Origin of the sequence: Marivirga tractuosa (assembly GCF_042140215.1) — a bacterium.
GTDB lineage: Bacteria > Bacteroidota > Bacteroidia > Cytophagales > Cyclobacteriaceae > Marivirga > Marivirga tractuosa_A.
In genome coordinates this window covers 1,512,520-1,526,028 of the sequence record NZ_CP159478.1, presented here as the reverse complement: position 1 = coordinate 1,526,028, position 13,509 = coordinate 1,512,520, and the positions used below count along the sequence as shown (strand labels likewise).

At 34.6% G+C, this 13,509-nt stretch carries 10 protein-coding genes; 6 read left to right on the top strand and 4 right to left on the bottom strand.

All coding sequences use genetic code 11. The features are described 5' to 3' along the window. Positions 1-16 precede the first annotated feature (16 nt). The 3 genes from ABWH96_RS06990 to ABWH96_RS06980 form a co-directional block, all read right to left on the bottom strand. Positions 17-1,828, bottom strand: a complete 1,812-nt coding sequence (locus ABWH96_RS06990; RefSeq protein WP_375580756.1) for a hypothetical protein — start codon at positions 1,826-1,828, stop codon at positions 17-19. Between the two features lie 48 nt (positions 1,829-1,876). Continuing rightward, positions 1,877-3,406, bottom strand: a complete 1,530-nt coding sequence (gene guaA / locus ABWH96_RS06985) for a glutamine-hydrolyzing GMP synthase (protein ID WP_375580755.1) — start codon at positions 3,404-3,406, stop codon at positions 1,877-1,879. A gap of 155 nt (positions 3,407-3,561) precedes the next feature. After that, positions 3,562-5,604: a tetratricopeptide repeat protein gene (locus ABWH96_RS06980; protein ID WP_375580754.1), complete on the bottom strand. Its 2,043-nt coding sequence runs from the start codon at positions 5,602-5,604 to the stop codon at positions 3,562-3,564. A 151-nt stretch (positions 5,605-5,755) separates the two neighbouring features. Here ABWH96_RS06980 and ABWH96_RS06975 point away from each other — a divergent pair, with 151 nt between their 5' ends. Beyond that, positions 5,756-6,892 (top strand): BamA/TamA family outer membrane protein, encoded by a 1,137-nt coding sequence (locus ABWH96_RS06975; protein ID WP_375580753.1) that lies wholly within the window; start codon positions 5,756-5,758, stop codon positions 6,890-6,892. A gap of 75 nt (positions 6,893-6,967) precedes the next feature. Here the strand turns inward: ABWH96_RS06975 and ABWH96_RS06970 are convergent, their stop codons facing one another. Next, the gene (locus ABWH96_RS06970; RefSeq protein ID WP_375580752.1) at positions 6,968-7,756 is read right to left on the bottom strand and encodes a DUF547 domain-containing protein; all 789 of its coding nucleotides are present in this window, start codon (positions 7,754-7,756) and stop codon (positions 6,968-6,970) included. A gap of 54 nt (positions 7,757-7,810) precedes the next feature. Between ABWH96_RS06970 and ABWH96_RS06965 the strand changes: the two genes are divergently transcribed. The 5 genes from ABWH96_RS06965 (at position 7,811) to ABWH96_RS06945 (ending at position 13,430) form a co-directional block, all read left to right on the top strand. Beyond that, complete coding sequence (locus ABWH96_RS06965; protein WP_375580751.1) at positions 7,811-8,551, top strand: TIGR04283 family arsenosugar biosynthesis glycosyltransferase; 741 nt, start codon at positions 7,811-7,813, stop codon at positions 8,549-8,551. Between the two features lie 504 nt (positions 8,552-9,055). After that, positions 9,056-9,790: a 3-oxoacyl-ACP reductase FabG gene (gene fabG / locus ABWH96_RS06960; protein ID WP_375580750.1), complete on the top strand. Its 735-nt coding sequence runs from the start codon at positions 9,056-9,058 to the stop codon at positions 9,788-9,790. Positions 9,791-9,833: 43 nt separating this feature from the next. Next, a complete protein-coding gene (locus tag ABWH96_RS06955; RefSeq protein WP_375580749.1) occupies positions 9,834-10,823 on the top strand; it encodes a 3-oxoacyl-ACP synthase III family protein in 990 nt (329 codons plus the stop codon). An 11-nt stretch (positions 10,824-10,834) separates the two neighbouring features. Further along, positions 10,835-12,367 (top strand): sodium/pantothenate symporter, encoded by a 1,533-nt coding sequence (locus tag ABWH96_RS06950; RefSeq protein ID WP_375580748.1) that lies wholly within the window; start codon positions 10,835-10,837, stop codon positions 12,365-12,367. Then, entirely contained in the window at positions 12,357-13,430 is a 1,074-nt protein-coding gene (locus ABWH96_RS06945) for an AMP-binding protein (RefSeq protein WP_375580747.1), read from the top strand. The genes ABWH96_RS06950 and ABWH96_RS06945 overlap by 11 nt, the downstream gene beginning before the upstream one ends. The last annotated feature ends 79 nt before the right edge of the window (positions 13,431-13,509 follow it).

The following is a 13,509-nucleotide window of genomic DNA, read 5'->3' as shown; positions in this document are numbered from 1 at the left end:
TTTTAAAATTCTTTAATTAGTCGGTAAACTCTGATGGCTTTTCCTCAATTTTCTCATAATTCAACATCCTCAATTCCAAATCTTCCATTTTCATGATAGGTACAAACTGATTATCATTAGCATTGGTGTAATCGAAACCAAAGTAAAGATGGCCTGCCTGAAAACCCTCATTGTACAATCCATATTGAAAATAATTACCAAATTCAATAAGTTGTTCACCAAAAAACCACATGGTTTCATACCCATCATAACTATATTGTGAAGGCAATTTGTTATATTTTTTTCTGTAATTTTCTTTAAATTCCGCTACTTGATGTGAACTAAAATCAAAATAATTTTGACCTATCATAATTACGCCCATACGCTGTAATTGATCGAATGAAATTTGATTAAAATCCAACCATTCATCATAACCAATAATAGGAATACTATCTCTTCTGGTATCCAGACCACTTAAAACATTTGAAACCAAAAGGTTATCAGAAGAAGCTACCATAATATGACCTAAAGTGTCTCTAGATAATACAAGAGAATCATCTTCCCCCACCCTAACTTTAACTGTATTGCTTATGTAAACTTTGCCAACATTACTCAATGTGTCCTTGTCATAAACTTCTGTTAAAGTCCTTAAAATTTCCGAACTAGAGGTGGCTGATTTTGAAGCAGCCATCCAAGTAATATTGAATGAATCAGCCTCTAATACTCTTTTATAAGTATAAGCAAAAATCGAATCTTGAGGTTTGCTTCCATAAAATATAGTGGCATTCTTATTTTCCATATTTTCAATTGCAAACCTTGCAGCTGTTTTAGCACGAGTTTCTGGTGTAGATTTCATTAAAAATGAATATGGGTTAGTAGCAATGGTTTCAGAATTGGTAGATAAGGGGTTTACCATATTGATTTTATGTTTATATGAATACTCCCTCACCATACTAGCAGGGACAGGATATAGAGGCCCTATTATCATATCCATTTCTAATAACTCTTCACTATCCAAAATTTTCGCTGTTTTTAAACTATCCCGATCGGTATCGTAAGCAAAAAGTTCTATCCTTTTTTCTTTTTGATTTAGTTCATCTACTGCTGTTAAAATTCCTTGATAAATGTCTAAAACAAATTGGTTCCCTTTATTTCCTTTGGATGTAGATAAACCTTCCGCCATAAAAGGTAACATGACCGCCACTCTATAGGTGTCCTTTTTTTCAGTTACACTTTTGTCAACAAAGTCGAAACTAGCTCGATTTAAATCGAAAGAGTCAATTAAAAATTCCATTAACTCAACTTGCCTATCTACCATTGGTTGCTGATTGATCTTGATAGCTAAATACTTTGCTAAAACCTCATCGTAAGGATTCAATTCCATGGCTTTTTGCAATAGAGGGATGCTATCGTATGCTGGTAAGGTTGCTTTTTTGATTTCCTTAGCTATCGATTCTAACTCTCCTTTTTCTGTGCTATTCAATACATTAAGGCCTTCCATCAGCTTTCCTTCTTGCATTAGCATTTTACCATACCAAAGGTTTACCTCCTCTATTTTATCCCATTCAGGGTGGGTTGTTCTAATTTTAGATAATACTTCTAATGCTCTAGTTTTATTCCCTGTTTCATATGCGGAAATACCATAGAAATAAGACCCGTACAAATAGAAAGGATTGTCTTCATTTGTATCCAATAAATTCTTGAAATGATTTTGAGCTCTCTGATAATCACCAGCTTTAAAGTAATTCTTACCAGACAAATACTCTGATTGATAATTTATTTGTGCCTCTAATTGAAAAGCACTTAAAATAAAAATCACTCCAAAGATGACTATTGGTTTTAATCTCATAGTATGTTTATTAAAATATTAATTAAGCATCAATCTTAAACTCAAGCCTTATTCCCATTCAATAGTAGCAGGTGGCTTGGAGCTGATGTCATAAACTACTCTATTTACACCTTTTACTTTATTTATAATTTCGTTTGAAACATCACTTAAGAAATCATAAGGCAAATGTACCCAATCTGCAGTCATTCCATCAACACTTGCAACAGCTCTCAAAGCCACCACTCGTTCATAAGTTCTTTCATCTCCCATTACTCCTACGGATTGAATTGGTAAAAGAATAGATCCAGCTTGCCAAACTTGGTCATAAAGCCCTCTTTCTTTCATCATTCCTATAAAAATGGAGTCGACATCTTGAATGATTTGCACTTTTTCAGGTGTTACATCACCCAAAATCCTGATCGCTAAACCAGGGCCAGGGAATGGATGTCTGCCCAATATCTTATGGTCTATTTCTAAAGCCCTTCCTACTGAACGTACTCCATCTTTAAATAGTGTTTTAAGTGGCTCTACCACCTTTAAATCCATTTTTTCCGGTAATCCCCCCACATTGTGGTGTGATTTAATGGTTGCAGATGGCCCTTTTACTGAAACTGATTCAATTATATCTGGATAAATGGTTCCTTGAGCTAACCATTTCACATCTTTTATAGCTTTCGCTTCTTGATCGAATACTTCAATAAAAGTTTTGCCAATGGCTTTTCTTTTGCCCTCTGGATCTGAAATTCCTGCTAATGCTTTGTAAAATTGATCTTTTGCATCAACACCCTTTACATTCAAGCCCATATGTTTGTAGGACTCCAAAACTTCTTCAAATTCATTCTTTCTGAGTAAGCCGTTATCTACAAAAATACAATAAAGATTTTTACCAATTGCATGATGAATTAGCATAGCGGCAACTGAAGAATCAACACCTCCAGATAGCCCCAAAACTACTTTATCATTTCCTAATTGCTCTTTTAATTCAGCTATGGTAATGTCAGCAAAAATTTCGGAAGTCCAGTCTTGGGCACAGCCACAAATTTTCACTAAGAAATTTTCTAATAATTGTTTCCCTTCTAAAGTATGTGTTACTTCAGGATGAAATTGAATTCCATAAGTAGGTTCATTTTCTAATTCAAAAGCAGCTACTTCAACAGAAGGAGTACTGGCTATAATTTTAAAACCTTCAGGTAAGGTTTTGATGGTGTCTCCATGGGACATCCAAACCTGAGAACCCTTGGTTAAATTTTTAAGCAAATCATTATCTTGGTCAAAGCTAGTTAGCTTAGCCCGGCCATATTCTCTTATTTCAGAAGGTAAAACTTCACCTCCATTATTCTGAGCCAAATATTGTGCGCCATAACACACTCCCAATAAAGGCACCTTACCTCTGTATTTGGTCAAATCAATTTTAGGAGAATCTTCATCCCTTACCGAACACGGGCTTCCAGAAAGAATAACTCCTTTAACATCAGGGGTTAGATCAGGGGCATCATAAAAAGGGTGGATTTCACAATAAACGTTGAGTTCTCGAACTCTTCGGGCAATGAGTTGGGTATATTGAGACCCAAAATCAAGAATAATAATTTGCTCTGTCATGGTGCAAAAATAATAGGATGAATCAGTTAAGCATAGAAAAAAGTAAGATAGCTTTTAAAACACTTATTTTCAATGCATTACAAATCGAAATTTAGCTTTAAAATCATGGATTTTTGAAATTCAACACTTCTTATTGTCTAGAAGAACTTAATTAATCAATTAAAAATCCTAAAACCCCAGACTAGCATATCATCAACTTGTTCTCTATCTCCCATCCAATCTTCTATGGTTTCTCTAATGATGATACCTTGCGTTTCCATCTTTTTCATATGAATAGTGGATAGTAATTCTCTAAAATTTTTGATCATAAACTTCTTATCCTGTTCGCCTCCAAATTGGTCAACATAGCCATCTGAAAATAAATAGAAACTAGTATCTCCTACCAGATTAATTTCATGGGTATCAAAGTCTTTAATGTTTTTCCCTTCATCAAGGCCCATAGTAGTTTTATTTCCCTTGATCTGCCGGAGCTGTTTATTTTGAATGTAAATCAAGGAATGATTTGCTCCTGAAAATTGAACTTTGTTTTGCTTTTTATCCCATATACAAAGTGAGATATCCATCCCGTCCCTATTATCACTTTGTTCTTGCCTTAAGATATGGATCACACTTAATTTAAGCTGCTTTAATATTTCAGCTGGTTTAGTAACACCTTTAAAATTTACAATATGGTTTAACATATCATGACCAATAAAACTCATAAAAGCACCCGGTATTCCATGTCCTGTACAATCTGCTACAGCGACTACTACCTTGTCTCCTGATTCGCTATACCAATAAAAATCACCACTTACGATATCTTTAGGATTATAATAAATGAAAAAGTCTTCTAATTCTTTTCTAATTCTTTGTGGAAATGGTAGTAAGGCTGTTTGTATTCTTTTTGCATAATTAATACTATCAGTAATATTTTTATTTTTCTCTTCAATCAACTGATTTTTTCTGATCACATCTGTGTTAATGTTTTTCAATCTTTCCGCCTGAGTTTCTATTTCTTCTCTTTGTTGGCGTATCTCCTCATTTTGGATTTTAAGTTGGTTATTGGCCTTTTGCTTTTGATTTTTGGCTCTAAAAGTAATGATGGCAAAAACTATTATAACAACTAAAACACTTCCAATCGCAACATTAAGAATACGCTGTTGAGATATTTGCTTTTGTTTTAGTTCTTTATCTATTCTTAAAATTTCATTTTCTTGCTCTTTTTGTTCTGACTCATATATTATTCTAAGGTTGGCTATTTGCTTTTGTTTTTCCTCATCCATTAGCTGGTTTTCAAAAATATAAGCTGAATCTTTGTATTGATAAGCAGTTTTATAAAGCCCTTTTTGATAAAAGATTTTGGAAATATTTTCAAATGATTTGATTTTCCATTTTAAGGAATTGATTTGTCGTGCAATCTCTAATGCTGTGAGGGCATTTTCTTCCGCTGCCAACAAATCATCCGTTTTTAAATAAAGTTTTACCAAAAAATTTAAATATTCTACTGCCCCTAAATAATCTTGGTCTTCTATTAAATAATCTAAAGCTTGTTTAGTCAGGCTAATTGCTTTGTCTTGATTTCCCTGCTGATGATATATTTTACCTTGAATACCTAAAGCATAAGCCATTCCATTAACATCACCCAACTGATCAAAAATTTTATAGGCTTCCTTTTCTAATTCTAAAGCCTCCTTATTTTCACCCGTAGCTTGATAAACCTCTCCTATATTCAGTTTATAAACTGCAGTACTCATTGCATATTCAGAAGAGTCAATTAAGGATAAGGCCTTAATGTAGTAGCTTTTTGCACTTGCATAATCTTCCTGGTTGAAATATAAAATCCCTAAACTATTGGATGAATTCGCTACCCCTTTAGAATCTCCTAGCAACTCATAATTTCTTAATGATTCTAATAGATTAGAAGTTGCTTTTTCATAATCACCTAATACAGTATAAATAGCACCCAAAATATGTAATGCCGATGCTTTTCCTGAATAATTTTCATTACGCTCCGCTATTTTCAATGCATTATTTGCGTATTTCAAAGCTACATCAGGTTCTAATGCACGGTAAGCAACCGCTAAATCAAGATAAGCTTCTATTTTTGTACTATCATTGGCTTTTGCAGCTACATTTAATAGACTATCTACCTCTGAATTTTGAGCAGAAAGTTTAAAGCAAAAAGCAATTAAAAGTATGAGTAATATGTTGTTTTTCATCTTAGCAAAAAAAATTAATGAATATGAAGTAGTTACTTCCTTCCATAATTTCTCATTATATTTCGAATTGAATAAAATCAATCAAAACTGAACTGAAAATAATCTATAATTTAAATGATTACAAAATATAATTTTATCATTTTCAATATTCATGGAACAATCCTTTAAAAACTATATATTATTATTTTTAGCCGCTATTACTATTAGCATATCTGCGCCAGAATTATCATATTCTCAGGATAATATCGATAAAAAAACAGTTGATTTAGACACTGCACTTTATGAAACTGATAAAAACTCTCTCTTCCCCCTACCAGTAGTTTATTATACTCCTGAAGCAGGCTTATTTTATGGTGCGAGTATTTTATATAATTTCTTTACGAATAGAAAAAAACCAATTAATGCAAGTCAAATTCAATTGGCAGCCGGCTATACTACCAAACAACAAACCTTAATATTTTTGCCTTTTCAGATTTTTTGGGATCAAAATAAGTGGAGAAGTATAGGTGAATTAGGCTATTATAATTATGCCTACCCATTTTATGGGATTGGTAATAATGGTCAGCAAGATGTGTTTTCTACTTACAGAGCAAGTTTCCCTAGAGTTAGGGTGTTTTTATTAAAAGAAACTGCTCCTAATTTATTTGTTGGCGGGCGCTATTGGTTTGAGAATTATGATATTATTGAGTGGGATAATACTGGAGATTTCCAACAGGAAGATTTTTCTGGTGGAACTTACAATAGAACGAGTGGATTAGGGCCAGCCATGATTTATGACACCCGAGATGGAGTTTATTACCCAAGGAAAGGGCATTATTTAGAAAGCTTTGTTGAATTCAACCACCAATACACTGGTAGTACTCATAATTACACCGCCCTCTCTTTTGATTATGCTTATTATTATTCTCCTGCTGATAAAACCGTTTTGGCAGCTAATGCTTTTTCATGGTCAAATGTTGGTGATGTTCCTTTCAACCGACTAGCTCAATTAGGAGGAAACAAAAAAATGAGAGGTTATTTTCAAGGCTATTTCCAAGACAATAATTTATTGTTAGGGCAATTGGAAGTAAGACAAGAGCTTTTTTGGAGAATTGGGGTGGCCGCATTTGGTTCGTTTGGACAAACAGCCGAAACCTGGGGAGATTACGGCATGAACCGATGGAATTATGCTGGTGGAGCAGGCTTAAGATTTACTTTCGATACTAAAAAACACATTAATGTTAGGCTGGATTATGCTGTGGGGAAAGATAGCAATGGTTTCTATATTGCTTTTAATGAGGCTTTTTAAAAACCCCCAACCAAAATCTGATTGAGGGAATTTTAAACCATAAACAATTAAACTATATTATCTACAATAAACCACTTATTCCAATTCCGTAAAATTTCCCAATTCCAAAGTCCAATCGTACTCTTTATAATTTACATCTGGATCAGCATCTTTGGGGATGCAATCATATTTTATTAAATATCCAATTACACCTCCTCGATCTGAGAAATCTCCTTTAAACCAACTGAAAAGTGTAGTCACATAAACTTCATCTTCACTTTCATCATATTCTGTAGTTCTTTGTAGAAACTGTTTGGTAATTTGATCCAACTCTTTGTCTAATTCATAGGCACTATAAACTGCCACATAAGGACATGAAGTAGCTCCACAATTAACAGCGAAATGAATTCTACCGTCTGTTTCCTCCACTCTAAATTGCTTTTCTAATTTGCTTGCGAAGGGATCTTTTATAAAACCCATGGATAATTTCACCACTGAACCTCTTATAATTCCATGTTCTATAAAATCTAAACTTAACAACTCCCCTCCTACATTAATTAAATCGCCCTTAAAAAAAGCACCTCTGTCTTCAAAAAGGGATGGATCTTCTGTTAAAAGTATTTGCACATAAGCATTATAGGTATTAATCCAGAATGCTTTGGTTTTATTATCTGTATCTAATGAATTAGCTAATTCATCTAATGGCAAGGCTTTATATTCATTCACATATTTCTGGTAATCCGCTTTATTTTTAACTGTTGCTATCAAATTCATGCTTAATCGGACAAATTCATTGGGTTCATTTTTAATTTTGCTTTGTCCAAAGCTATTAAAGCCGACAAAAAGTAAATAAAAACTAAATAGTGTAAGGCTAAATCTTTTCATTATTGTTATTTCGTAAGTTATGTAAATATAAATACGCATTATTCTAAATTACAGATGCCAGAAAGCTACAATAATAAAATAACTGTCATTATTCCGACACTCAATGAAGCGGAAAATATTGGGGAACTACTCCAGTTTTTAAAGCAAAATGGACAAGAACACATAGCCGAAATCATCGTTTGTGATGCGGAAAGCAAGGATGAAACCACTGCAATTGCTAAAGATATTGGAGCTCAGGTAATCTGCTGCGAACAAACTTGTAGGGCACACCAAATGAATGAAGGAGCAAAAATAGCTACGGGTGATATTTTATATTTTGTTCATGCAGATGCAAAGCCACCTAAAACTTTTGCGACAGATATAATTAATTTCCTTCAAAAGGGATATGATTTTGGTTGTTATAGATTCAAATTCGATTCAAATCATCCCTTTCTGGCTGTAAATTCATTTTTCACCCGCTTTAAAGTGCTTTGGTGTAGAGGTGGCGATCAAACTCTATTTATTAAAAAATCGGTTTTTGATCAGAATAATGGCTTCAATGAAGAATATGTGGTGATGGAGGATTTCGAGCTGATAAAAAAACTATGGAAGAAGTATAAATTCGGCATCATCCCTAAATCAGTGTTGGTGTCTGCCAGAAAATATGAAGACAATAGCTATTGGCAGGTGAACATGGCAAACCTGAAAATTTATCGAATGTTTATGAAAGGCTTTCATCCTCAGGTTTTGAAAGAAAAATATTTTCAGTTGATAAAACATCTAAAGAAATTAAATAGTCAACCCCTCTTTAAATAGTTTATTTAAGTTGTTATGTCATGTTCGCCCCCCTTTCAGGTGTTTTTACCTTAAAGTATCTGTGAGACAAATTAAGCTAAAATAGTAGTTGTTTAGGTGAAAACACCTAAACATGGTGAGATGGGTGTATGTACTCCCCTCCCCTTCAACGCTATTAAATTAAGGAGATTTCTTAACGAGTTTTTCGCTAAAGCGAAAAACCTATTGTTTTCTTTTTTCACTTTTGTGGTAAAGAATAATGTTTGATTTTTCTATAAATGGTTGCATAAACATGGGAAGATAGTACTGATACACAACAAATTAACCACCTCCTCTTTCAGGTGTTTTTCACCTGAAAGTATCTATGAGTTGAAATAAGCTAACATATAAGTTGTTCGATTAAAAAAAATAAAAGCAGGAATCATTTCCACTATCTGCAAATAGTCAACCCCTCTAATTTAAACTCATACATTGAGCTATAAGCCTTAATTACCCAATTTGCTTTCCTAAAATCAAAGGATATTTATGGAAAGACTAAAAGATAAAGTTGCGGTAATTACTGGTGGCGCCAATGGCATAGGAAAAGCTACCGCTCAAAAATTTATAGCTGAAGGTGCTCAAGTAGCCATTTGGGACATAGTAAAAGAAAAAGGCGAGCAAACTGCTCAAGAATTAGGCAATAACACCAAATTCTATCAAGTAGATACTACTTCTTTTGAGCAAGTTGAAAAAGCCGCCCAACAAACTCATCAAGATTACGGAAAAATTGATATTTTGATCAATAATGCGGGTATTACGCAAGATGCAACCTTATCCAAAATGACAATTGAGCAATGGCAAAAAGTATTGGATGTAAATCTTAACGGGGTTTTCTATTGCACCAAAGCCATCTCCCCTTTTATGGTGGAGCAAGGGTATGGTCGTATTGTTAATGCTTCATCGGTTGTGGGGATTTATGGTAACTTTGGTCAAACTAATTATGTAGCCACCAAAGCTGGGGTAATAGGCATGACCAAAACATGGGCAAAGGAATTGGGTAGAAAAGGCATTACGGTAAATGCAATAGCACCAGGATTTATTGCCACGGAAATGGTCAAGAGTATTCCTGAAAAAGTAATCAATATGTTGGAAGGGAAAACGCCTTTGGGCAGATTAGGTGAGCCAGAAGAAATTGCCAATGCTTATGCATTTTTAGCATCTGAGGAAGCATCTTTTATCAGTGGCGCCACACTCAGTGTTGACGGTGCGGTCACCATTTAATATTGAATCATTTCCAAAATCACTTAACTAGCCATTAAAAATTATGAGAAATGCAGTTATAAGCGGAACTGGATCTTATTTCCCTAAAAGACTCTTGAAAAATGAATATTTCAATGAGCTTTTAGGAGAAGATGTAGATACCTGGCTTCGTGAAAATTTAACCATAGAGCAGAGATATTGGTGCGATGAGGATGAATCTACCATTGATTTATGTGAACAAGCCGCACTAAAAGCATTGGAAAGTGCCGGAATAAGAGCTGATGAATTAGATCAAATCATTATTTCCACTGACACACCAGAATACATTTCCCCTGCTACTGCCTCAATTTTACAGCATAGATTGGACGCTAAAGGAGCAGGAACATTTGATTTGAATACTGCCTGTGCAGGATTTGTCACCGCTATAGATACCGCAGCAAAATACATCATAGCAGATAAGCAATACCGAAACATTTTGGTAATTGGCGCTTATGCCATGAGCAAGTTTCTAAATAAAGCAGATAAAAAAACAGTGACGCTCTTTGCAGATGGTGCTGGGGCAGTAATCTTAAGTGCTGAAGAAAATACCGATAGAGGTTTTTTAAATGCCCATCAATTTACGCAAGGACAATATCACGATTGGATGGGAATTTATGCTGGAGGAACTGGCTGTCCTGTTAATCATAAAGTGGTGGACAGCGGGAAACATCAACTTCAATTTGTTAAAAAATTCCCAAAAGAATTGAACCCTACCATGTGGACAGAAATGAGCCATAGAATGGCAAAAGAAGCTGGTATCAAGATAGAAGATGTAAGCAAATTCTTTATGACTCAGATTAATATCAATGCTATTTATGAAATGTTGGATAATTTAGGCTTGGAAAAAGACAAAGCTAAATACATCATGCATAAATATGGCTATACAGGTTCAGCAGCTATCCCTATGGCAATTGATGAGTCTTTTCGAAATGGTGAAGTTAATAAGGGTGATATCATATTTTTAATTGGCTCTGGTGGGGGATTATCCTTTGCTGGTGCTGCTTTTAGAATTTAAAATTATATTCTGTGTATAACATAAACTTTTTAATAGGGATGATTCCAGTGGCGACAGCTACAACGATTTTACTTTCAGTCTATGCCATAGCAGTTATTTATCTGGTTTTTAAAGGTTTTAAGCAAACCCAAAACATGAATGACTATGCTGTGGGCAGCATTTCCTTTTCACCAGCTTTTGTGGGTTTATCCTTGGCTGCTTCCATGACCAGTGCAGCTACTTTTATCATCAATCCTGGCTTGATTGGGACTTATGGCATTAGCGCTTTTATTTCTTATGGTTTGGCTTTGCCAATAGCTGCCGTTTTTTCACTTATTCTATTAACCAAAGGATTCAGGAAATTTGGTAGTAAAGTCTCCGCACTCACCATGGCACAATGGATGGGAAACCGCTATCAAAGTAAAGGTCTTTCTTTATTTTTTGCTTTCCTTTCTTTGCTTCTCATCACTTTTATAGTTCTGATTTGCGTGGGAATAAGCCAGGTTTTATCCAAGGCTTTGGATGTAGATGCCGTATGGGTTTTAACAGGTGTGGTGGTATTCATTTTCGGCTATATGATGTTTGGCGGGGCTAATTCTATGGTTTACACTAATGCAATTCAAGCCCTTTCTATGTTGATAGTAGCTATAATCCTAATAGGTTCAGGTTATGAATATTTGGAAGAGGGAATCAATGGTTTTATGGAAAAACTGAATACTATTGATCCCTTACTGACCAAACCTTTAAATCCTGAGAGCCCTATTTTCAGAGATTATTTTGAAATCATTTTTTGCCAGATGGTGGTGGGAATTGCCATTGTTTGTCAGCCTCATATCTTGACTAAATCATTACTCTTAAAGAAAGAAAGTGATGTAAACCGCTATTTAATAGTAGGTTCCATAGTGCAATTTCTATTTTTCTTAGTGGTAATAGCAGGTTTATATGCCAGAATTGAATTTCCTAATTTAATGGCTGATGGAAGTCCTATTGCACCGGACGGATTGATTTCCACTTATGTGGTAAGTAAATTTCCTGTCTATATCAGTATTGTGATAATTTTTGGATTGATCTCAGCAGGAATGTCTACTTTGGAAGGCTTAATTCAAAGTTTAAGTACTACTATCACTTCAGATATTTTATTGAAAATCAGCCCGATGAGCATAAGGGAAAAATTAAGCAAACCTAAAACCGGAATGTTGGTGAATAAATTAGTCATCATTCTATTGGCTGTGGTTTCTTTTGTTTTTTCCTATCAGCAATTGATAAACCCGAATATGAGCGTGGCTATATTTGCCCAAAATGGAGTTTATGCTTATTTTTCATGTGCATTTATACCCGTTCTATTCGGAATGTTTCTTCAAAGGACAAACCCAAATGCGGTTTACATTGCTGCTTTCACAGCTTTAATAGTTTATTTTAGCATATATTATGGAGGTTTAACCCCTTATATGAAAGGAGAAGTGAAAAATCCAGCAATATCATCAGCCATTGCCATTATTTGCTCAACAGTTATCGGATTAATATTTTATTTTGTATTACCAAAACAAGCAAAAGATGAAATGTGATTGGTTCGAAAAATGGAGTACTTATAGCCCTAACAAACTAGCGGTTAAAAATATTGACAGCGGCTTAGGGTATGATTACAAATCATTGAATCATGCAGCCAATGCCTTGTCGCATATATTTGAAAAGGATTTCAATTTAACGAAAGGTGATAGGCTGCTGATCCTGGCAGATTTCGATGCAGAATATGTAGCTTTATTAGGCGTAGCTCAAAAAATGGGAATCATCTTAGTCCCGATTAATTATAGATTAAGTGCAAGCGAAATTGCCTTTTTGGTTCAAAATTCAGATCCAAGCTTGATTATAGTAGCGGAAGAATATAGAAGCCTGTTAAATAATGTTCCGCAATTAATTAATGAGAAAGTTATAGCATTTGCTCAATATGAAGAATGGCTAAAAATAGCCGCTAAAGAACAAAAAGCTGAATATACTTCAAAACCTTTAGAGGAGACCCATCCTGCATTTATCCTGTACACATCCGGCACAACTGGGCAACCAAAAGGCGCTATTTACACGCATGGTATGATGTTATGGAACAGTATCAATACTGCAATCAGGTTAAAAATCACTTCGGATGATATTTATTTAAATGTAATGCCTCCTTTTCACACAGGAGGTTGGAATGTATTGACTGCACCTATCCTACATTTTGGTGGAACGCTCATTATGATGCCAAAATTTGATTCTGAAAAAGTTCTGTATGCTTTAGAAAATGAACAAGTTAGTATAGGTATGTTAGTGCCCACTATGGTGAGAATGCTGAGTGAAAGTGAAAATTTTAAAAAGACAGATTTCGGTAAATTACGCTTTATGATAGTAGGTGGTGAAGCCTTGCCCATTCCACTAATTGAGCAATGGAATGAGCAAGGCGTACCTATTCGACAAGGATATGGATTAACAGAATGTGGCCCAAATATCACCTCTTTGGAGGCAGAAGATGCTATTCGTAAAAGAGGATCGATTGGTTTCCCTAACTTTTATGTGGACACAAAATTAATGGATGAAAATGGCGTGGAAGCAGGACCCAAGAAAAAGGAGAGCTTTGGATTAAAGGACCAATCGTAACTTCTGGCTATTGGAAAAACCCTAAAGAAACTGAAAAAGCTATAGTAGATGGTTGGTTTAAAACAGGTGATATTTTAAA

Bases quoted from the DNA above. Each gene is read 5' to 3' on its own strand.
- fabG (WP_375580750.1), top strand. From the start codon at position 9,056: ATGGAAAGACTAAAAGATAAAGTTGCGGTAATTACTGGTGGCGCCAAT.
- ABWH96_RS06990 (WP_375580756.1), bottom strand. From the start codon at position 1,828: ATGAGATTAAAACCAATAGTCATCTTTGGAGTGATTTTTATTTTAAGT.
- ABWH96_RS06965 (WP_375580751.1), top strand. From the start codon at position 7,811: ATGCCAGAAAGCTACAATAATAAAATAACTGTCATTATTCCGACACTC.
- ABWH96_RS06975 (WP_375580753.1), top strand. From the start codon at position 5,756: ATGGAACAATCCTTTAAAAACTATATATTATTATTTTTAGCCGCTATT.
- ABWH96_RS06970 (WP_375580752.1), bottom strand. From the start codon at position 7,756: ATGAAAAGATTTAGCCTTACACTATTTAGTTTTTATTTACTTTTTGTC.
- ABWH96_RS06980 (WP_375580754.1), bottom strand. From the start codon at position 5,604: ATGAAAAACAACATATTACTCATACTTTTAATTGCTTTTTGCTTTAAA.
- ABWH96_RS06945 (WP_375580747.1), top strand. From the start codon at position 12,357: ATGAAATGTGATTGGTTCGAAAAATGGAGTACTTATAGCCCTAACAAA.
- ABWH96_RS06955 (WP_375580749.1), top strand. From the start codon at position 9,834: ATGAGAAATGCAGTTATAAGCGGAACTGGATCTTATTTCCCTAAAAGA.
- guaA (WP_375580755.1), bottom strand. From the start codon at position 3,406: ATGACAGAGCAAATTATTATTCTTGATTTTGGGTCTCAATATACCCAA.